The following is a 21,193-nucleotide window of genomic DNA, read 5'->3' on the forward strand; positions in this document are numbered from 1 at the left end:
TCCTCACGCAAAAAAGTCCTGAGCCTTTTGCAAGGCCGCGACGAGACTGTCGACCTCTTCGGTGGTGTTGTAGAGACCGAAACTCGCGCGGCAGGTCGATGTTACACCATATCGTGCCAACAGCGGCTGTGCGCAATGGGTACCGGCGCGCACGGCAACACCCTCCCGATCGATCACCATGGACACGTCATGGGCGTGAATCCCCGTCATTTCAAACGAAATGATCGCGCCTTTTCCCGGCGCCTCGCCGAAGATCCGCACCGAGTTCAGCTTCTTGAGCTGCTCCTGCGCATAGTCGCGCAACTGCGCTTCATGCGCGGCGATCCGATCGCGGCCGATTGCATCCATGTAGTCGAGCGCCGCGCCCAGACCAATCGCCTGAACGATCGGCGGCGTGCCTGCCTCGAAGCGATGCGGCGGAGCGTTGTAGGTCACGCCGTCCTCGGTGACGTCGAGGATCATCTCGCCGCCGCCGTTGAAGGGCGCCATCTTCTCCAGAAGCTCCATCTTGCCCCAGAGCACCCCGATGCCCGACGGGCCATAGACCTTGTGCCCGGTGAAACAGTAGAAGTCGCAATCAAGATCCTGAACGTCGACCGGCATGTGCACGGCCGACTGGCTGCCGTCGACGAGCACCGGCACGCCCTGCGCATGGGCGATCTCGCAGACCTGCTTGATCGGCACCACGGTTCCCAACACGTTCGACATGTGGGTGATCGCCACCATCTTGGTGCGCGGCCCGATCGCCTGCTCGAACGCGTCCAGATCGAAGGAACCGTCCTCGCGCACATAGACCCATTTTAGAACCGCGCCCTTGTGCTCCCGAAGGAAATGCCATGGCACGATGTTCGAGTGGTGCTCCATGATCGACAAGACGATTTCGTCGCCCTCGCCGATCTCGGCATCGCCGAAGGTCTGCGCGACGAGATTGATGGCCTCGGTCGTCGAACGGGTGAAGATCACCTCGTCCACCGACGGCGCGTTCAGGAAACGGCGCACCGTCTCGCGCGCCGCCTCGAAGTTTTCCGTCGCGGTGTTGGACAGATAGTGCAAGCCACGGTGAACATTGGCGTATTCGTGCGAATAAGCCCGCGACACGGCGTCGATCACCGCCTGGGGCTTTTGGGCAGACGCGCCGTTGTCCAGATACACCAACGGTTTTCCGTAGACTTCCCGCGAAAGAATCGGAAAGTCCCGGCGCACCGCCGCGACATCGTAGGTGGCAGCCGCATCCGCAGCCGGATTCGCACTCAACGCCATGTCTTACTCCTCGGTCGAAAGCCAGTCTTTGATCCGGCCTTCAAACGCCTCGATAACGATCTCGTCGTTGATTTCCTCCACGGCTTCGGAGAGGAACGCCAGCACGAGCAACGTACGGGCCTCCTTCTCCGGAATACCGCGAGCGCGAAGATAGAACAGGAGGTCCTCGTCGATCTGACCGCTGGTTGCACCATGCGCGCATTGAACGTCATCGGCAAAGATTTCCAGCTCGGGCTTGAGCGACATGTCCGCGTCTTCCGACAGGAGAAGCGACTGGGTCATCATCTGCCCGTCGGTCTTTTGTGCATGCGGGCGGACAATGATCTTGCCCTGGAAAATGCCTTTCGCGCCATCGTCGACAACCGTCTTGAAGATCTCGCGGCTCTGACAATTCGGCACGGCATGATCGATGACAAGCGTCTGGTCAACGTGCTGCCTGTCGCGCACCATGGTGATGCCGAGCATATCGGCACGGGCGTTCTCGCCGTCAAAGGCCACAAAAGCCTGATGGCGGGCAAAACCGGACCCGATGCCGGCACAAATCAACTTGACCTGCGCCGCTTCCGCAAGCGTCAACGTCGCGGTGGCGATGTGGGTTGTGCCGGGCGCCTCTGTCTGCAGCCGTGCAACGGTCAGCCCGGCCCCCTGGCCCGCACGAATGTCGGTCAGCGTGTTGGAAAACGTCCCTTGCGCGCCGCCGACGAACGTCTGCAGGATCACCGCCTCGCTCTTCGCCCCGGCGCGAATGAGAACCCGCTCGGCCGTGCTGATCGCCTCCCCGCCCGACACATGCACGATTTCAAGCGGCTTCGTCAGCGCGGCGCCATCGGCGATCACGAGATCGAGACCGTCGGCACAGAAGATCGCATTCAGGCCCACAGCCGCATCGTCGCGCGCCACGACCGGAAGTTCGAGCAAGGTCTCGCCATCGGCGGCAAGCGCCTCAGCGAAGGACCGCACAGTGACGCCCTCGTTCGCCAGAGCGGTTACATCCGAAAGCTCCGGATGATAATGCCCGTCAACGATAATCAGACGGTGGCGTTCGACCGCGGCATAGGCCTCACCCGCAGAGGCGAGCACGGCCTTCGCGTCCGTGTCGGACCGCCTGGCCGCGAATGCCGGAACGTCCTTCAGCCTTGCGCGAAGATCGGAGTATTTCCACTCTTCCACCCGACGATGCGGCAGCCCCTTGGCGCGAAACGCATCGAAGGCCTCCGTGCGCAGCTTTGCAACGCCCGCGCCACCCGGCAAGGTGTCGCGCACTGTCTCATAGGCCTCGGCCAGCGCGGCCTCCGCCTTGGTTTCAAGCGTGCGTGGTTCCATGTTCATGACAGCTTCCCCCGCGCTCACGCGGCCGCGCCGACATAGTCGGCGTAGCCGTTTTTCTCCAGTTCAAGTGCCAGGTCCTTGTCGCCGGTCTTCACGATCCGGCCACGGGACAGCACATGCACGACATCCGGCACGATGTGGTCGAGCAACCGCTGGTAGTGGGTGATCACCAGAAACGAACGCTCCGGCGAGCGCAGCGCGTTGACGCCGTCCGACACCACCTTGAGCGCATCGATGTCGAGGCCGGAATCGGTCTCGTCGAGCACGCAGAGCGACGGCTCGAGCAGCGCCATCTGCAGGATCTCGGAGCGCTTTTTTTCTCCGCCGGAGAAACCGACGTTGAGCGGGCGCTTGAGCATGTCCATCGTGATCTGAAGGTCAGCCGCCTTTTCCTTCACCCGGCGCATGAACTCCGGCGTGGACAGCTCGTCCTCGCCCCGTGCCTTGCGCTGCGCGTTGAGGGCAGTCTTCAGAAACGTCATCGTCGCGACGCCCGGGATCTCGATCGGGTATTGGAACGCCAGGAACATGCCGGCTGCGGCCCGCTCGTCCGGCGACAGCGCCAAGAGGCTCTCGCCATTGTAGAGGATGTCGCCGTCGGTGACCTCGTAATCGGTCTTGCCGGCGAGAATATAGGAGAGCGTCGACTTGCCGGAGCCGTTCGGCCCCATGATGGCATGCACCTCCCCGGGCTTCAGGGTCAGATTGACGCCGCGCAGGATTTCGGTGCCGTCATCGGCAATGCGGGCATGGAGATTCTTGATCTCAAGCATCGGGTAATCCTCGTTCATTTCATTTCGTTTCGGCGAGCCGGTCCGGCTCCGCCGTGAATGTCTGGTTCATCAGGTGGCGCAGGCAGGCCGCGCAGCGCCGGAGCAGCTCGATCCCTTCATCGGGTCGCAAGCTTGTAGGCAAACAGCACCACAGCAACGGCAAAACCGACTCCAACCGCCATTTTCGGCGTGAATCCCTTGTCTTTCGCGACGAAGAGCATTCCAAGGAAGCCTCCGACGCCACCCGCAATCGGGGTCGCAAAGAGATCGATGAAGTCGGCCGTCGTCATCAACCCACGGAGCCTTCGAGGCTGATCGAGATCAGCTTCTGCGCCTCGACGGCGAACTCCATCGGCAGCTGCTGGATCACGTCCTTGACGAAGCCGTTGACGATCAGCGCCACCGCTTCCTCGTCGGAAAGGCCGCGCTGCTGGCAATAGAACATCTGGTCGTCCGAGATCTTCGAGGTGGTCGCCTCATGCTCGAAGACGGCGGTCGCGTTCTTGCTGTCGATATAGGGCACGGTATGCGCGCCGCAGTCCTGCCCGATCAGCAGGCTGTCGCACTGGGTGAAGTTGCGCGAATTCGAGGCCTTGCGATGCGCCGAGACCAGCCCGCGATAGGTGTTCTGCGAACGGCCCGCCGAGATGCCCTTGGAAATGATGCGGCTGGAGGTGTTCTTGCCCAGATGCATCATCTTGGTGCCGCTGTCGATCTGCTGGCGGCCGTTGGACACGGCGATGGAATAGAACTCGCCACGCGAATTGTCGCCGCGCAGGATGCAGGAGGGATACTTCCAGGTGATCGCCGAGCCGGTTTCCACCTGGGTCCAGGAGATCTTGGAGTTCTTCCCCCGGCAATCGCCGCGCTTGGTGACGAAATTGTAGATGCCGCCCTTGCCCTCGCTGTCGCCCGGATACCAGTTCTGGACGGTCGAGTACTTGATCTCGGCATCGTCGAGCGCGATCAGTTCGACCACGGCCGCATGCAGCTGGTTCTCGTCGCGCTGGGGAGCCGTGCAGCCTTCCAGATAGCTGACGTAGGACCCCTTCTCCGCGATGATCAGCGTGCGTTCGAACTGACCGGTGTTCTGCTCGTTGATGCGGAAATAGGTCGACAGTTCCATCGGGCAGCGCACGCCCTCGGGAATATAGACGAAGGACCCGTCGGTGAAGACGGCGGAATTCAGCGTCGCATAGTAATTGTCGGTCACCGGAACCACCGAGCCGATGTACTTCTTCACCAGTTCGGGGTGCTCCTGGAGCGCCTCGGAGATGGAACAGAAGATGACGCCGGCCTTCTTCAGCTCTTCCTTGAACGTCGTGACGACCGACACGCTGTCGAACACCGCATCGACCGCGACGCGGTTTTTCGGCTCGACGCCGGCGAGAATTTCCTGTTCCTGAAGCGGAATGCCCAGCTTCTCGTAGGTCGCCAGCAGCTCCGGATCGACCTCGTCGAGGCTCTTCGGCCCCGGCGTCGATTTCGGCGCGGAGTAATAGTAGATGTCGTTGAAGTCGATCTTCGGATACTCGACGCGGGCCCAGGTCGGCTCGGTCATCGTCAGCCAGCGCTTGTAGGCATCCAGCCGCCATTCCAGCATCCACTCCGGCTCGTTTTTCTTGGCCGAAATGAAGCGGATGATGTCCTCGTTGAGGCCCTTGGGCGCCTTGTCGGACTCGATGTCGGTGCTGAAGCCGTATTTGTACTGATCCACATCGATCGACCGCACGCGGTCAATCGTCTCCTGAACTGCAGGCATTTCCGTCTCCATCCACTGCGGCGTCAAGGACCGCGGGTTGTCGATCTGTAACCGTCAGCAACGAAACGTCGCCTTCGGCAGCTACTCACAAGCCCGATCGGGTCAGGCGGCACGCCCCGCGTCCGCTGTCCGCATCCGGGCCGATACACGTCGCCAGGCGGCGACAAAGGCCTCAATTTCGTCTTTCGTCGTGTCCGGCCCGAGGCTCACGCGCAAGGCGCAGCGTGCCAGGTCCCGATCGACGCCCATCGCCACAAGAACATGCGACGAGGATACCTTCCCGCTTGAACACGCCGACCCGGAAGAGACCGCAATCCCCTCAAGGTCCAGCGCGATCAGCACTGTCTCGGCCGGCATCCCGGGCACGGCGAAACAGGATGTGTTGGCCAGACGCGGCGCGTCTCGACCGAACACGCGGGTCTCCCCCTTTATATGGAGAAGATCGCGTTCCAGACCATCCCGAAGACCGCCCAATCGGTCCCAATCGGCGATTTCATCCAACGCAATTCGCGCTGCCACGCCAAAACCGGCTATCGCCAGCACATTCTCCGTTCCGGCGCGCTTGCGCCGCTCCTGGCCGCCACCGGTAAGAAGCGACACGGGATGCAGGTCGGCGTTTCGCAGCACAAGGGCTCCGGCCCCCTGAGGGCCTCCGATCTTGTGCGCGGACAACGCCATGCTGTCGGCCCGCCAGCCCTCGAGGTCGATCGGGATGCGGCCGGCCGCCTGAACCGCGTCCACATGTAGAACCGCACCGGCTTCGGCAACCGCCGCGCCGATCAGGTCCAGCGGCTGGATCACGCCGGTTTCATTGTTCGCCGCCATCACGCTGACCAGGACGGACTGCCCGTCCCCGGCATGTTCGGCCAGCCGCTGCGACAACCGCGCGATATCGACCCGTCCCTGCGCGTCGACCGCAAGCGTCTCGACCGCATCCGCCGCAAAACGTCCACCGGCCAAAACCGAAGGATGCTCACACGCCCCGACCAGCAGCCGGTCAAAGCTACGGCTGCCGCGTCCGTCGACCCAGTCAGGCGACAAGGCGGTCACATTGGCTTCGGTCGCGCCGGAGGTGAAGACGACATTGGCCGGCTCAACACCGGCAAGCGCTGCGACCGCAGAGCGTGCAGCCTCGATCCGAGCGCGCGCCGCCCTGCCTGGCGCATGAACGGAGGACGCGTTTCCGCTCACTCCGAGCAGATCGCGCATCGCACCCGCCACCGCCGGGCGCAGTTTTGCGCCCGCGTTGTGATCCAGATAGATGGCTCTGCCTTGCGCCATTGCGGCATCAACCCCTTCTGCCGGACCGGGTCTTCCCGGATCGGAGACATTTGACGGCGTCGCACCAGACATCGCGCAAAACACGAAAAGCGATGCAGTCGACGCCAGACACCCACGCAATCCTTGCATTTCCGCACGGAGATCTGGATAAGACAAGCCTACAAGCCACGCGAAGGACCGAAGGGTTCGACGTGACCGGCTCGACCGCGAAGTTTCGAACGATTCTAAAGAAGTTTTAGGAACGGCGTTCATCCGAGTCAAGGCAGCACTACGCAATAGCCCTTAGCTAGCCTGATGTTTGTCGAACGCGCGTGACATAAAAAGGAACACGAGCCCCATGCACGAGGTGGTCTATGCCTGAGGTGATTTTCAACGGGCCGGCCGGCCGCATCGAAGGCCGGTTCCAGCCGGCGAAATCGCGCACGGCGCCGATCGCTCTGATTCTTCATCTCCACCCGCAGTTTGGCGGGACGATGAACAACCAGATCGTCTATCAGCTCTATTACATGTTCGCGAAACGCGGATTTGCCGTTCTGCGGTTCAACTTCCGCGGCGTCGGGCGCAGTCAGGGAACCTTCGATCACGGCCAAGGCGAACTGTCGGACGCGGCAGCGGCGCTCGACTGGGTGCAGAGCGTTCATCCCGATGCGCGCGCCTGCTGGATTGCCGGCTTCTCCTTCGGCGCCTGGATCGGCATGCAATTGCTGATGCGCCGCCCCGAGGTGGAGGGCTTCATCTCCGCGGCCCCGCCGGCGAACCTTCACGACTTCTCGTTCCTGGCGCCCTGCCCGTCCTCCGGCCTCATCATCCATGGCGATGCCGACAAGGTCGTGCCGCCGAAGGATGTCCAGAACCTGGTCGACAAGCTGAAGACGCAAAAGGGGATCGTCATTGACCAGAAGATCATTCCCGGCGCGAACCACTTCTTCGAGAACCACATGGACGAACTGATGGGCGAATGCGGAAACTATCTCGACCGTCGTCTGGGGATCGACACAGAAGTCGCCTGACAAGACCGGGCGACGGCCACACGAAACGAAAAACGCCGGCTGACATTCAGCCGGCGTTTTGTTTTGAAGAATACTGAAATCGAGCCGGATCGAACCGGGCGCGCCGTCGTTACGACCGTCGCCTCAGCTGTCCGGCGACCACGCCTCATAGTCACCCGAGACCTTCGGACGGTGTTCCGGCGTCAGGATCGACCCCTTTGGCCGGTAGGCTCCGGGAGTGCCTGTCGCATTGGGGCGGTGCGACTGCTGCCAGCTGCGTGGCGTGTACGCGACTTCACTCGGCGGCGTATCGACCCGGTGATGCATCCAGCCGTGCCATCCCGAAGGAATTTGCGAGGCTTCGGCCAGATCCTTGTAGATCACCCAGCGCTTCTTTCCGCCGCGCTCGCGATAGTAACTGTTGCCGAATTCGTCATTGCCAACGAACTCGCCCTTGCGCCAGGTGAAGAAACGTGTGCCCCACGTCGCACCGTTCCACCAGGTGAAAAACTGAACCAGCAGGCTTTTCATCGACATCGGCCATTTTTCTCGGGAACAAACCGGCGCGCCACGGGTTCCGCAGCATGCCGCCTCGGGGGCCACGTCTCCGCCTGGCCGCCTGTCGAGGCGGCGCGACTATGCCTTGTCGTCCCACCGATGTCCAGTTGTGCAATTGTCTGCCAATCACGCCACACTGTTGGCCCGGCGAACGCGAGCGATCTTGGCAAAACCGGTCTTTTCGCCTTTTGCATGTTCCGTGTTGTCGGCACCACGTTCTGCCGTCCTGGCCGCGGTATCGGAGATGATGGCTTCTTTTGGCAATCGAAGATCTTCAAGCGGCGCGGGCGAGCGTTGATGGCTGACCGCGGCGCGCGCCGGAGACACGGCGACAATGCTGCGTCCGCCGCCGATCTGCTGCCATTTGCGCGCCTTCTCGTCAAGGCTTTCGGCCACCCCGTCGACGACATATCGGCCATTCTCGCCCAGCACCAGTGGCCGGCTGTCACGAAGCGTCCAGTTCAACCTTTCAAACAATGCCGATGGCGACAGCGGCTTGATGATCACATTCTGAGCGCCGTCGCGCAAGATTCGGTCGATCAGCGTGCGCGTTCCATGGGCAGTGACAAACACCACCGGAAGGAAACACAAGGGCGCCATCTTGCGCTGCCGGATACTGCGCAAAAGTCCGACCCCGCTTGTCGGCTTCATCCGCCAATCGGTGATCACCATATTCGGCGGATCGATGCGCATCACCTCCAAAGCCTCTTCCGCGCTGTCGAACGTGCGCACCCGGCGCACGCGGAAACCGAGAAGCGTGGAGCGCAGGATTGTCTGCATGGGTTTGGAATCGTCCACCACCACGACGTCGAGGTCGGTGATATCAAGACCATAGGCGTAGTGCCGCGTCATTCGGGCCACGAGCGCATCCTGCATTTGAGACAATCAAGACGCAGAGAAACACGACCGCATTGTTCTCCGGTTGATCCGGCAACGCGTATTTTCAGACAGTTTTGCTAAAATTCGAACGGTTCGAATGATACACTTCAAAATGTCGGTGGCGATTCTCCGAGCGCGTGAGAGTGCCGCTCCTGGCAGTCTGCGGAGAAGCCTTGGTCTCTGGTTGGCTATTCGCCGACAGATCCCGCGCAACAGGCATGACCCTGACGGGGCCACCGGGCGCAAGGCTCGCGGCCAACCATCCTCGATATCCACACCCATACACTACATTTTGCGCCCTGGCGCGCCAGGTCCACAATAGATGGATTTCATCGCTTGACGCTTACAAACGATTCACCCTACCTTCGAACTGTCAGACAGATCGTACGAAGGTTGGAGCCAGTCGCTCCGCGTCCATTCCACAGACAGTCGACGAGACACCATCCGGCTTGAGCGCGGCGGCTCACGGTGGGCGGAATTTCTCGACCAGTCGACACGATATGTCGTGACAGATGTGCATCTGCATACTATATTTGGTGCACATCCAACAGATACGGATCGCGCGGCGCACGTGCGGCACCACATAACAGGGCAGCGCCTGCTTCGGCGTTCGCGTTTTCTCAACGCGGATGCGCGGCGACGTGTTCGCCACTGACCAGACAGCGGCACGACCGCGATCACTCAACGATTGGCCCCGACGGGCCGGATGCACGTAAGGGGGCTTTAGGATGAAAATCGAGCGGCGCTATACCAAGGACGGACAATCGCCCTACGCGGAGGTTCCGTTCCGGGTCGCCACCAGCGAGATCCGCAATCCGGATGGCTCGATCGTTTTCCGCCTCGAAAACATCGACGTCCCTACGCAGTTCTCCCAGGTCGCCTCAGACATCCTGGCGCAGAAGTATTTCCGCAAGGCCGGCGTGCCGGCGCGACTGAAGCCGGTCGAGGAGAACACCGTTCCCTCCTGGCTGTGGCGCAAGGAAGCGGATCTCGACGCGCTCGCAGACCTGCCCGAGGACGAGCGCTATGGGTCCGAGATCGATGCGCGCCAGGTCTTCGACCGTCTTGCCGGCACCTGGACCTACTGGGGCTGGAAGGGCGGCTATTTCGACGGGGAGGCCGATGCCCAGGCCTTCTTCGACGAACTGCGCTTCATGCTCGCGACCCAGAAGGTCGCGCCCAACAGCCCGCAGTGGTTCAACACCGGCCTGCATTGGGCCTATGGCATCGACGGCCCGAGCCAGGGCCACTTCTATGTCGACTTCGAGACCGGCGAACTGACGCGCTCGGCGACCGCCTATGAGCATCCGCAGCCGCACGCCTGCTTCATCCAGTCCGTCCAGGACGATCTGGTCAACGAGAACGGCATCATGGACCTGTGGGTTCGCGAGGCGCGCCTGTTCAAATACGGATCCGGTACCGGATCCAACTTCTCCCGCGTGCGCGGCGAAGGCGAAAAGCTGTCGGGCGGTGGCAAGTCCTCCGGCCTGATGAGCTTCCTCAAGATCGGCGACCGGGCGGCCGGCGCGATCAAGTCGGGCGGCACCACGCGCCGCGCGGCGAAGATGGTCGTCGTCGACATCGACCATCCCGACATCGAGGATTACATCAGCTGGAAGGTCAAGGAAGAGCAGAAGGTCGCGGCGCTCGTGACCGGCTCCAAGATCTGCCAGAAGCATCTCTCCGCGATCATGCGCGCTTGCGTGAACTGCGAAGGCCATGACGGCGATTGCTTCGACCCGGCGAAGAACCCGGCCCTGAAGCGTGAAATCCGCGCGGCCAAAAAGATGATGGTGCCGGAAAATTACATCCAGCGCGTCATCCAGTTCGCCCGTCAGGGCTTCACCAAGATCGAGTTTCCAACCTACAACACGGACTGGGACTCCGAGGCCTATCTCACGGTGTCGGGCCAGAATTCCAACAACTCCGTGCGCGTCACCGACGGCTTCCTGACTGCGGTCCTGGACGATGACGACTGGAACCTGACCGCCCGCAAGGACGGCTCTATCGCCAAGACCGTCAAGGCGCGCGAATTGTGGGAGCAGATCGGCTATGCCGCATGGGCGTCCGCCGATCCCGGCATCCAGTATCACACGACCATCAACGACTGGCACACCTGCCCGGCCTCCGGCGAGATCCGCGCGTCGAACCCCTGCTCGGAGTACATGTTCCTCGACGACACCGCTTGCAACCTCGCGTCGCTGAACCTGCTTCAGTTCCGCCAGGAAGACGGCCTTGTCGACGTGGAGAACTACGAGCACGCCGTGCGCCTGTGGACCATGGTGCTGGAAATCTCCGTGCTGATGGCGCAGTTCCCCTCGAAGGAGATCGCGGAGCTTTCCTACAAGTTCCGCACGCTCGGCCTCGGCTATGCCAACATCGGCGGCCTGCTGATGACCTCCGGCATCCCCTACGACAGCGACGAGGGCCGCGCGATCTGCGGTGCGCTGACCGCCATCATGACCGGCGTGTCCTACGCAACCTCGGCGGAGATGGCCGGCGAACTCGGCCCCTTCCCGGGCTATGAGGAAAACGCCAGCCACATGCTGCGCGTCATGCGCAACCATCGCCGCGCCGCCTATGGCGAAACGGAGGGCTACGAGGCGCTCAACACCAATCCGGTGCCACTCGACCATGCCTCCTGCACCGACCCGCGTCTGGTCGAACGGGCCAAGATCGCCTGGGACAAGGCGCTGGATCTCGGCCAGAAGCACGGCTACAGGAATGCGCAGTCGACGGTGATCGCGCCGACAGGCACGATCGGCCTGGTGATGGACTGCGACACCACCGGCATCGAACCGGATTTCGCACTGGTGAAGTTCAAGAAGCTGGCCGGCGGCGGCTACTTCAAGATCATCAACCGGGCTGCGCCCGCCGCCCTGCGCGGCCTCGGCTACAGCGAAAGCGAAATTGCCGAAATCGAGGCCTACGCCGTGGGCCACGGCTCGCTCGACCAGGCGCCTGCCATCAACCCCGGCAGCCTCACGGCCAAGGGCTTCGACGCCAAGGCGCTCGCGAAGATCGCCGGGTCCCTCGGCTCCGCCTTCGACATCAAGTTCGTGTTCAACCGCTGGACGCTGGGCGACGACTTCGTAACGGGCACGCTCGGCGTTCCGGCCGAGAAGCTCGACGATCCCGACTTCGACCTGTTGACGCATATCGGCTTCTCGAAGGCCGACATCGAAGCCGCCAACACCCATGTCTGCGGTGCGATGACGCTGGAGGGCGCGCCCTTCCTCAAGGAAGAGCATTACGCGGTCTTCGATTGCGCCAACCCCTGCGGGCGTCTCGGCAAGCGGTTCCTGTCGGTGGAAAGCCACATCCGCATGATGGCGGCGGCCCAGCCGTTCATCTCCGGTGCGATTTCCAAGACGATCAACATGCCGAACGACGCGGCGGTCGAGGATTGCGCCGAGGCCTACATGCTGTCCTGGCGCCTGGCGCTCAAGGCAAATGCGCTCTACCGCGACGGCTCCAAGCTGTCGCAGCCGCTGAACTCCCAGCTTCTCGCCGATGACGAGGACGACGAGGAAGATGCGGTCGAGGCACTGATTGCCCAGCCGCAGACCGCACGGATCGAAAAGGTCGCGGAAAAGATCGTCGAGCGCATCGTGGAGCGGGTCGTGGAACGCCCGGTGCGCGAGCGCGAGAAGATGCCGGACCGCCGCAAGGGCTACACCCAGAAGGCGCGCGTCGGCGGGCACAAGGTGTATCTCACCACCGGCGAATACGGCGACGGCCGCATTGGCGAGATCTTCATCGACATGCACAAGGAAGGCGCCGCCTTCCGCTCGCTGATGAACAATTTCGCCATCGCGATCTCGCTCGGCCTGCAGTATGGCGTGCCGCTTGAGGAATATGTCGACGCCTTCACCTTCACCCGCTTCGAGCCGGCGGGCATGGTGCAGGGCAACGAGGCGATCAAGAACGCGACCTCGATCCTCGACTATATATTCCGTGAGCTGGCGGTGTCCTATCTCGCCCGCAACGATCTGGCGCATGTGCCGCCGGAGGCAATCGGCAACACGGCGATGAGCTCAGGGCCGAACGAGGGTCGCGCGAACGATCAGGGCCACAGCGGCGTCGTGTCGCGCGGCCTGGTGCGCGGCCAGACCGAGCGCTTCCGCGTTGTCAGCGCAGGCGAGGAACCGGCCGGCGCGCTCGGCAGCAGTGAGACGGCCAAGGGCGGCACGACGCTTTCGTCAGCCTCCGTCCATGGCCGCACGGCCGCCGTGGCCACGGCGTTCAAGCGTGATGTGGAGATCGAGACGGAGACGGCGACCGATATCGGCACCGCCTCCCCCGCTCCGGTCGCCAGCCAGGCGCAGCAGATTGCCAAGGCCCGGATGCAGGGCTACGAGGGCGAGAACTGCGCGGAATGCGGCAACTTCACCATGGTCAGGAACGGCACCTGCCTGAAGTGCGACACCTGCGGCTCGACGAGCGGCTGCAGCTGAGGCGGTTGCGCCTTAAGCAAGACGACGACAATGAGACGGGCGCCTTCGGGCGCCCGTTTTGCATTGAAGCCTTCGATTGTTTGAACGGCCCCGACCTCCTTCATAGACCGCCGTGAAATAATCCCCGGTAGAGACAATCAATTTATGATTGCATTCGGTCTGTCCTTGGAGATCATGGCATGGATGAGTTTTTTGGAGCGACTGTCGGCTCCGCGCTGCGGTCTTGCCTCGAGGCGAAATACCCCCGCGAGGCCTGCACGCATAACCAGAAGCAACCAACGGAATCAAAAGGCCGGGGAGGATCCCTTGCCGCCCCGCCCGGAAACTGGGGGCCGTGGGAAACTGTTTTCGATCGAGTGGCCGGACCCGCGCGAACCCTGCGTATCGATTTCAAAACCACCACCGAAACGCCCTCGACCTTCAGCGTCGAAATCCAGGGCGGGAACGGTCAAAATTTCGAACGACTGGGCCCCGGGTCGGCAACCGTTCGCTTGACGGAAAACACGACGACGGAAATCAGAATGCGGGCGCGCAGCCACGGAATCATTGCCCAGAGAATACTGGTCTCGATCATCTGAAGCGAGAAGGACAGGCGAAGTGGTCGGAGCGATACTAGGTTCTTGCAAAGGCTTTTGCCTGACCCTCACCTGCGCTCTCTCGCTTGTGCAGCCGGTTTCGGCGCAAAACGACATGACGCTCTTCCTCCTGAAATCGCGACATGTGATCAAGTCCACGGACATCGAAGAGATCCGACCGCCCGACGGCTGGAGCGTCAACAAGGAGTCGCCGTCAATAAGGCTGAAGCCTGATGCCTCCGCCGCTTTGAGAGCCTACACGCAAGCGCGTGTCGGCGAACGCATCAGCGTCGTCATCTACGACCGGCGCGTGTCGGACAACACGCTTGTCGCAGACGCGATTGGTGGCGAGCGCATGTCGCTCTTCGGCTTACCCGAGCTTGAAGACAAGATGCTGCTTGACGCGATGGCCATCCGCCCGCTTCCCGAGTTCACGGTCGTCATGGCCTACCAGACGAGCACGGAGATCCCCGTCGCCATCGACGATTTGCTGGTTCCCGAGCCCGGAAAACCCGGCCATCACTTCAAACTCAAAACCGAGACGGTCGCGCAAATCGCGGATCTGGCGATAGATCTCAGTCCGGAGACGGCAGTGCTGATCTACGACAACCAGTTTCTTGCCTACGCCTGGGACTACGATCCCGACACGGGCGTGCTCCGCGTCGGGCATTGATTGCGCCCGATTGCTGTCATCATATCGCGCGCATGCTCCGCGTGAGGACGACGCGTTCAGGCGTTCTTGCTGAAAGGGCCGGTCTCGATGATCCCGAGACCGGCCCTTGAGATGGTCAGCCCGACGTCAGGCGATCTTGACGAGTTCCACGTCGAAGGTCAGCGCCTTGCCGGCCAGCGGATGGTTGGCGTCGAGCAGCACCTTGTCCTCGGTCACATCGGCGATGACGACGTCCATGGTCTGGCCGTCCTGCGTCTGCACCTGAAGCGGGGTGCCGGGATCGGTCGGGATATGGTCGGGAAAATTGGCCCGGTCGACGGCCTGGACGCGGTCGGGCACGTGCGCGCCATAGGCGTCTTCCGGCTCGATGCGCACCTTGCGCTTTTCGCCGACCGCCATGCCGGTCACACCGTCATTGAGGCCGGGGATGATCTGACCGGATCCCAGTTCGAAGGACAGCGGATCGCGGCCTTCCGAACTGTCGAAGACGGTGCCGTCATCCAGCGTGCCCGTGTAATGGAGATGCAGCGTGTCGCCCGGCTTGGCTTGTGTCATGAAGAAGTCTCTTTCGGGAAAGTGTGGGTTTGACGAGACCCGGTGAAACGTCGGGTGCTCAGTCGCTCGATTCACAGGCTCGCAAGTCTGCCGGGCGATGTAAACCCCAAGATTTCGGGCGATCCGATAAGCCGGTCGAGTGCACCGGCCGCATCCGCGTTACGCATTTGATCTTCGCAGCCCGCCGACAGCAGGCTCACTCACCGGATGCTCACCTTCGCGATGCTGCCGCGATGCCGGCCTCCCCTTACGCTTTTCGTGCAACCACGAAATGCGCCGGCGGCTTTTTCGGGAAAGTGCCGGTCTCGACGATCTCGAAACCGCCCTCCACGATGATCGCCTCAAGTTCCTGTGCCTTCAGGAAATGGACCAGCGGCGCCATGCCGAAGACGCGCATCACGGGAATGATGAAGCGAAAGACCGGGTTCATGTCGCCGAGACAGACGGTCTTGGAAATGAACAGGCCATCCGGGCGCAGGTGCTCCGCGATCTGCGCGACCGCCGCCCGCGGATCTTCCGTCAGATGCAGCAGGCTGAACGCCAGTACGGCATCGTAGGGCGTGTCGTCTTCCGGCAGATCGCTCAGGGCCGCCTTGAGAAAACGGACCTTCGTGTCGTTCGCCGCGGCCGCCTTTTCCAGCGCGATGTCGATCATCTCCTCGGAGAGATCGCTCGCCGTATAGGCACCGACGCAATCGGCGAGCTTGAACGCAGTCGTGCCGGTGCCGCAGCCGACCTCCAGCACCCGCTCGAAGCCGTCGATATGGACGCGCACCCGCTCCAGCGTGTGGGCATAAGCCGCTTCATCGCCGACGGCACGCGCGGCATATTTGCGCGCGGCCTTGTTCCAGAACCGCCGGCTGGTCTCCTTGACCGAACTCATCTCGATAGCCTCGATTTTTGCCGCAAGAGGAGCGAGCCTCAACCGGATGTCTGTTACAGGTAACGTTCCAGCAGCGCGGTGACTTCGCTGTCGCGCGCGCGCTCGCTCTTCCCGCCGATTACAACGGCGATCACACGCTTGCCACCGCGACGGGCGGAGACCGCGAGATTGTAGCCCGACAGGCGGATATAGCCGGTCTTGATGCCGTCGACGCCGGCGACACGGCCCAGAAGGTTGTTGGTCGCCTCGAAGGTGCGGCCATTGTAGGTGAAGGACCGTGCGGTGAAGGCGCGCGCACGCCCCGAATGACGGCTTTTCAGGGCGCGTGCCAGGATCGCCATGTCGCGGGCCGTCGTCACCTGACGCGTGTCCGGCAGGCCCGAGGCATTCACGAACCGCGTCCGTCGCATGCCGAGCGACCGTGCCTTGGCGGTCATCCGCGCGGCGAAGGCACTTTCGGAACCGGCAAGGTTTTCCGCCACAACCACCGCAACGTCATTGGCCGATTTTACCGCCAGCGCCTGTACCGCCTGACGCACCGCGATCGTCGTACCAGCCTTCACGCCAATCTTGGCCGGGGGCTGACGCGCGGCGTTCTGGGACACCTCAAGCGCGCTGTCGAGCGACAGCCGACCGCTATCGAGCGCATCGAACAGAAGGTAGAGCGTCATCATCTTGGTCAGCGAAGCGGGATAGCGCAGCCCGTCCGCCGCCTCTTCGTAGAGCACAGCCCCGCTCACGGCATCGACCACGATCGCGGCATGGGCCCGCGGCGCGGCCTCGCCGCCGGGCGCCAATCCCAGTTCCGCAACCTGGCCCGGCATTTCCGGCAAGGGTGCAGCCTCGACGGCCGCCACCGCAGGCATGGCACCGCGATCGACCGACCCACCCTGCGGCGGCGCCGTCTGGCAGGCGGCAAGCGTAAGAGACGCGGCCGCAAACACGGCGACAAGCCGCTTGCGCAAGCCGGTGCGTGACCCGACGGTTGCCAGCTCATCACTCGAAGATTGGACAGAGACAGGGCCCACGGGGCGCTCCTTTGCGGTGAAAGCGGCGCCACCATAGCGAAACGGTCCACGGACACAAGGAAGCGGAAGCGCGGACAGGGCTGTGATGTCGAGAAATTCCGCGAGCAAAAGGCGGCGGTGACGCAGGACGCGACCGCTGGCGACTACGCGACCTGTGCGTCGTCCGCGATCATGTCACTCTCGCCCTCACCTTCACCGCGCCCGCCGGAGAGCGCCTGTGCAAGGTCGATAAAGAGTTTCGCGGGGAGCGGCGGAGCAAAAATATAACCCTGCGCAGCTGAAACGCCCAATTCGCGCAGGCGTTCGATCTGCTCAATCGTCTCCACGCCCTCGGCGATGATGCCCATCCCGAGGTTGTCCGCGAGCTCGACCATTGTGTCGACGATCGTTGTCGAATTGTCATCTGTTCCGAGGCTGTCGATGAACATCTTGTCGATCTTGATGATGTCGATCCCGAGCTTTTGCAGATAGGCGAAGCCGCCGTGACCGGTTCCCACATCGTCCAGCGCCACGCGAACGCCGATGGCCTGCATCTCGGCGATGATCTTGCGCGCCGTTTCCATATCGGACAACGGCTGGCGTTCGGTCACTTCCATGACGATCTGCTGGAAGGCGATCTTCGATTGGCCATAGATCTGCTGGATATCCTCAATGACCTGACGATCTTCGAAGTGACCGGCAAAGAGGTTGACCGAGAGCTTGAATTCCGGATTCTCGTAATAAAGATCGCCGACTTCCTCACACGTCTTGCGCATGATCTGGCGGGTCATCTCGAAAATGTGCCCCGAGGTCTCGGCGAAAGTCATGAAGGCGCCGGGAGAAATCACCGACCCATCGGGCCTCGCCCACCGCATCAAAACCTCGCAGCCACGCAGGCGTCCGGTCTCGATGTCCATCACCGGCTGGTAGTAAGGCACAAACTCGCCCTTGCGGATCGCCTGGACGAACTCGTCCTCGGCCTCGCTTTCCGGGCGCCAGGAAAACCAGACGCCGACCGCCACGAAAAGAACGGCAAAGCCGACGCAGGCGATCGCCGCGACGACCTTGAGGTCGCGGACGAGATTGTCGGCGGCCGAAGCCGGTGCCGTCACCACCGCAATCATCGGGTATTTGGTTGACTGCACTTCGGCGATGAGCTCATCGCTTTCGCCATGTCCGTCGCGCTGTGCGGTCTCCCCCGACCGCAACCACACCACACCGTCTCCGAGTTGAAGTTCGACAAGCCGATGCGCCCGCAGATAGTCGGGACCAGGATCAATGGAAATCGCCACCGGGGAAATTTCTGCCAGCAAGCGATTTCCCTTGCCGATCCGCCAGCTCACAAGTGCAACCCGTGTCCCCTCGAACGCCCTGTCGCGCATTCCGATGCCGACAAGCGGCGCATCCGATTTCAAGACCGGCAATATCGCCTCGCCCGAGGTCGGCATCTCCGGAACGTTGCACATCAGCACACCGGACGCATTCACCACCCCGATCATCTGAACGAACGGAGCGGAGACAACGCCGGCATGGAACGCGGTGCGATCCACCGGTGCACAGGTGACAGTTCCGCCCTGATGCAGATTCTGCAGGATGGACACGGCGTCGCCGATGGCCTTTTCGGCACGCAGGACGTAGCGTTCGGCAATTGCCGTCATTTCCGCCTGCGCCTGGGTGACCGCGTAGTTGTTCAAGACATAGTTGGCCGCCACGAGCGGCGCGAGCGCCAAAGCCAGTGCAATCAACAACGTCCTGAAAAAAAGGGTATAGCGATGCGACACGGCACGTCCTGGATTAAAGCAGCGCCGCCACTATGCCCAAGCTTTGTAAATGACACCTGAAGAACGGGCGTCCGCTTTGACAAAACATGACAATTTCGATCAGAAATCATCAGGAACCAATGATCTCGGATTGCAGGAACGGGGAATTCCATGGAGGCTTTGTTCATCGGCCAAGCCTATATCGACATCACCTTTTTGACTGACACACTGCCCAGTGGCGACGAAAAAGCCCTTGCGCACGACTATGCCGTGAGCTTTGGAGGAAACGCCGTCACGGCCGGCTTCACCTGCGCCAAGCTCGGGATCTCCCCGGACATCATGTGCTCGCAGGCAAACGACTGGCTGGCGCACATGTTTCTCGACATGGCAGCGCGCTACGGCATTTCCATTCACGGCCGGAAGGTGAAGGAATCCTCTCTTTCCTTCATCATGCCGAAGGACGGAAAACGAGCGATCGTGCGCTGCCGCGACGACAACTATCTCCATCCCTTCCAGCAGCTGAGACTGGACGGATGCCGGGCGTTGCATCTCGACGGACACATGCCGGATGCCGCGCTTCATTACGCGCGCGCCTGCCGGGAGGCGGGAATTCTCACGTCACTGGACGGCGGAGCGGTGCGCGAAAACACCGACGAGCTTCTCCACTTCATCGATGTGGCCATCGTCTCGGCGCGCTTTTGCGAACAGCTCGGCCTCGATATTGGCGAAACGCTTGATTACCTGCGCGGTCACGGGTGTCGCGTCGGCGGGGTGACCCTGGGTGACGACGGCATGCACTGGTTTGAAGACCAGGGTGCGAATGTCCACCATCCCGCTCTCAATGTACCCGCCTCGAAGATCGTGGACACGAACGGCGCCGGAGATGTTTTCCACGGGGCCTACATCTATTCCTACCTCTCGGCGCCACAGGCCCCCTGGAGCGATCACTTTCGCTTCGCGCGCGGGGCATCGGCCCACGCAATCCAGCACCTGGGAAACGAAGCAAGCTTGCCGACGCTGGAAAACGTGGGGACGGCAATGACGCTATGGCGGGAAAAACCGGTTCCCGACACAATTTGACCCGGATCCGAACGCCCAAAGTGTGACGGTGAGGGTTGTTCTCGCCCGGCGCTTGTCGCATCGTGACACTCCGCAGGCAGGGAGCGGACCATTCAAACACGCATTCTGGAGACGTCTTGATGATCAACACCCTTTCACGTCCGGCTTTTGCGCTGGCGCTTGCCTGCCCGCTTTTGCTGGCGACGCCGGTCCTTGCATTCGATGCGACCGGAAGCGATGTCGCCGACCGTTTCCTTGAAATCGTGGAAGCCGGAAACGCCACCGTTTCGGGATATGACGGCGTGACGCAAAGCGGCGGAGACGTGACCATCAGCGGATTGCGCACCTCAATCGAGGAAGGCTCCGCGAAGTCGCGTCTCACGATCCGCGAGACGACGATTTCCGGAGGCCAACTGACGGACGAGGGAGGCCTCTCGGCTGCGACGCTGACGATGGGCGGCGTCAATATCAAAGACCTCGATGACGATGAAGATGTGACCGTCACCGCGGAGAACATCCTGATTTCAGACCCTGTTCTCGCCTCGCCGGCAAAGGTGAAAGCCTCCAACGGGGCAGAAGCCATCACGCCAACCTACTCGCGCGCCGAACTGACCAACATCATCATCGACGCGGCGGATGAAGGACGGGTGCCTGTTGGCCGCATCGTCGCCGTCATCGATGAAATGAACGGCAGTCTTCCGACGTCCGGTTCTCTCACTGTCGACGGCATCGAAATCGCCGCCGATTCGCTCGACGACGAGGAACGCAAGGCCTTGTCGGACCTTGGCTACGAGAGTCTGACCCTGTCGTTCGAGATGAATGCGGACTGGAAGCCGGACACGGGAGAACTCGCAATCGACCAGTTGACGCTTTCGGGCGAGAACGCGGGAACGATCACTGCCAACTTGCGGATCCAGGGGCTGACCCGCGAGGTTCTGGAGCAGCTTGATGCCGCCCAAAACAATCCCGAACAGGCCATGGGCCTGATGCAGGGCCTTCTCGTCGAAAGCGTTGCACTGCGCATCGAGAATGATTCGCTTGTTGACCGGGTTCTGGAAAACCAGGCAAAGCAAGCCGGTTCAACCCGGGACGTCTTTGTCGAACAGCTCACCGGCGCGCTTCCGTTCATGCTGTCGATGCTGAACAACCCGGAATTCCAGGCCAAGGTCGCCGGAGCGGCAACTGCCTTCCTGAAAGATCCGAAGTCGCTCTCCGCCTCGGCAATGCCGGGAACTCCGGTCCCGTTCGCCCAGATCCTCGGGACCGCGATGATGGCACCGCAAAGTCTGCCGGATATCCTCGGCGTGACAATCACCGCCAACCAAGACTGAAACGGGAGACGGGAGGGCAATGCCCTCCCGTTTCACATCTGCCCCCGATGAAAAACGGAATT

At 62.1% G+C, this 21,193-nt stretch carries 18 protein-coding genes; 6 read left to right on the forward strand and 12 right to left on the reverse strand.

Translation table 11 applies throughout. The features are described 5' to 3' along the window. Window positions 1-3 precede the first annotated feature (3 nt). The 6 genes from BLU32_RS08770 to BLU32_RS08790 all read right to left on the reverse strand — a co-directional run bounded on the left by BLU32_RS08770 (window position 4) and on the right by BLU32_RS08790 (window position 6,405). The gene (locus BLU32_RS08770; protein WP_093806222.1) at window positions 4-1,260 is read right to left on the reverse strand and encodes a cysteine desulfurase; all 1,257 of its coding nucleotides are present in this window, start codon (window positions 1,258-1,260) and stop codon (window positions 4-6) included. 3 nt (window positions 1,261-1,263) lie between these two features. Continuing rightward, window positions 1,264-2,589: a Fe-S cluster assembly protein SufD gene (gene sufD, locus BLU32_RS08775; RefSeq protein WP_093806225.1), complete on the reverse strand. Its 1,326-nt coding sequence runs from the start codon at window positions 2,587-2,589 to the stop codon at window positions 1,264-1,266. Window positions 2,590-2,606: 17 nt separating this feature from the next. Further along, window positions 2,607-3,362, reverse strand: coding sequence for a Fe-S cluster assembly ATPase SufC (gene sufC, locus BLU32_RS08780; RefSeq protein ID WP_093810787.1), 756 nt, complete (start codon window positions 3,360-3,362; stop codon window positions 2,607-2,609). 116 nt (window positions 3,363-3,478) lie between these two features. After that, window positions 3,479-3,652, reverse strand: coding sequence for a hypothetical protein (locus tag BLU32_RS21725; RefSeq protein WP_157727580.1), 174 nt, complete (start codon window positions 3,650-3,652; stop codon window positions 3,479-3,481). Then, window positions 3,652-5,124, reverse strand: coding sequence for a Fe-S cluster assembly protein SufB (gene sufB, locus BLU32_RS08785; RefSeq protein ID WP_093810789.1), 1,473 nt, complete (start codon window positions 5,122-5,124; stop codon window positions 3,652-3,654). Before sufB ends, BLU32_RS21725 begins: the two co-directional genes overlap by 1 nt. A 102-nt stretch (window positions 5,125-5,226) precedes the next feature. Continuing rightward, entirely contained in the window at window positions 5,227-6,405 is a 1,179-nt protein-coding gene (locus tag BLU32_RS08790) for a cysteine desulfurase family protein (protein ID WP_093806227.1), read from the reverse strand. Window positions 6,406-6,758: 353 nt separating this feature from the next. Between BLU32_RS08790 and BLU32_RS08795 the strand changes: the two genes are divergently transcribed. Beyond that, window positions 6,759-7,415, forward strand: coding sequence for an alpha/beta hydrolase (locus BLU32_RS08795; protein WP_093806229.1), 657 nt, complete (start codon window positions 6,759-6,761; stop codon window positions 7,413-7,415). A 123-nt stretch (window positions 7,416-7,538) separates the two neighbouring features. Here the strand turns inward: BLU32_RS08795 and BLU32_RS08800 are convergent, their stop codons facing one another. Together BLU32_RS08800 and BLU32_RS08805 are read right to left on the reverse strand one after the other, a co-directional pair. After that, window positions 7,539-7,925 (reverse strand): NADH:ubiquinone oxidoreductase subunit NDUFA12, encoded by a 387-nt coding sequence (locus tag BLU32_RS08800; protein WP_093810791.1) that lies wholly within the window; start codon window positions 7,923-7,925, stop codon window positions 7,539-7,541. Between the two features lie 153 nt (window positions 7,926-8,078). Then, the gene (locus BLU32_RS08805) at window positions 8,079-8,804 is read right to left on the reverse strand and encodes a response regulator (protein WP_244501858.1); all 726 of its coding nucleotides are present in this window, start codon (window positions 8,802-8,804) and stop codon (window positions 8,079-8,081) included. Between the two features lie 755 nt (window positions 8,805-9,559). On the opposite strand from BLU32_RS08805, the gene BLU32_RS08810 reads away from it, so the two are divergent. The 3 genes from BLU32_RS08810 (at window position 9,560) to BLU32_RS08820 (ending at window position 14,536) form a co-directional block, all read left to right on the forward strand. Then, a complete protein-coding gene (locus tag BLU32_RS08810) occupies window positions 9,560-13,288 on the forward strand; it encodes a vitamin B12-dependent ribonucleotide reductase (protein WP_093806234.1) in 3,729 nt (1,242 codons plus the stop codon). A gap of 179 nt (window positions 13,289-13,467) precedes the next feature. Continuing rightward, window positions 13,468-13,866 carry a colicin Z C-terminal domain-related protein gene (locus BLU32_RS21730; RefSeq protein ID WP_157727582.1) on the forward strand — a complete coding sequence of 133 codons (399 nt, stop codon included), beginning with the start codon at window positions 13,468-13,470 and terminating at the stop codon, window positions 13,864-13,866. A 112-nt stretch (window positions 13,867-13,978) separates the two neighbouring features. Next, window positions 13,979-14,536, forward strand: coding sequence for a hypothetical protein (locus BLU32_RS08820; RefSeq protein ID WP_093806238.1), 558 nt, complete (start codon window positions 13,979-13,981; stop codon window positions 14,534-14,536). 126 nt (window positions 14,537-14,662) lie between these two features. Here BLU32_RS08820 and BLU32_RS08825 read toward each other — a convergent pair whose 3' ends face one another. The 4 genes from BLU32_RS08825 to BLU32_RS08840 form a co-directional block, all read right to left on the reverse strand. Further along, window positions 14,663-15,091, reverse strand: coding sequence for a peptidylprolyl isomerase (locus tag BLU32_RS08825; protein WP_093806240.1), 429 nt, complete (start codon window positions 15,089-15,091; stop codon window positions 14,663-14,665). A gap of 247 nt (window positions 15,092-15,338) precedes the next feature. After that, window positions 15,339-15,974, reverse strand: a complete 636-nt coding sequence (locus tag BLU32_RS08830) for a class I SAM-dependent methyltransferase (RefSeq protein WP_093806242.1) — start codon at window positions 15,972-15,974, stop codon at window positions 15,339-15,341. A gap of 53 nt (window positions 15,975-16,027) precedes the next feature. Next, the gene (locus BLU32_RS08835) at window positions 16,028-17,002 is read right to left on the reverse strand and encodes a D-alanyl-D-alanine carboxypeptidase family protein (RefSeq protein WP_244501819.1); all 975 of its coding nucleotides are present in this window, start codon (window positions 17,000-17,002) and stop codon (window positions 16,028-16,030) included. Between the two features lie 143 nt (window positions 17,003-17,145). Then, a complete protein-coding gene (locus BLU32_RS08840) occupies window positions 17,146-18,762 on the reverse strand; it encodes an EAL domain-containing protein (RefSeq protein WP_093806244.1) in 1,617 nt (538 codons plus the stop codon). Between the two features lie 150 nt (window positions 18,763-18,912). Here BLU32_RS08840 and BLU32_RS08845 point away from each other — a divergent pair, with 150 nt between their 5' ends. Together BLU32_RS08845 and BLU32_RS08850 are read left to right on the forward strand one after the other, a co-directional pair. Further along, the gene (locus BLU32_RS08845) at window positions 18,913-19,821 is read left to right on the forward strand and encodes a sugar kinase (protein ID WP_093806246.1); all 909 of its coding nucleotides are present in this window, start codon (window positions 18,913-18,915) and stop codon (window positions 19,819-19,821) included. Window positions 19,822-19,940: 119 nt separating this feature from the next. Beyond that, window positions 19,941-21,131: a hypothetical protein gene (locus BLU32_RS08850; RefSeq protein ID WP_093806248.1), complete on the forward strand. Its 1,191-nt coding sequence runs from the start codon at window positions 19,941-19,943 to the stop codon at window positions 21,129-21,131. Window positions 21,132-21,193: the final 62 nt, after the last annotated feature.

Origin of the sequence: Stappia sp. ES.058, from assembly GCF_900105595.1 — a bacterium.
In the GTDB taxonomy this organism is placed as follows: Bacteria; Pseudomonadota; Alphaproteobacteria; order Rhizobiales; family Stappiaceae; genus Stappia.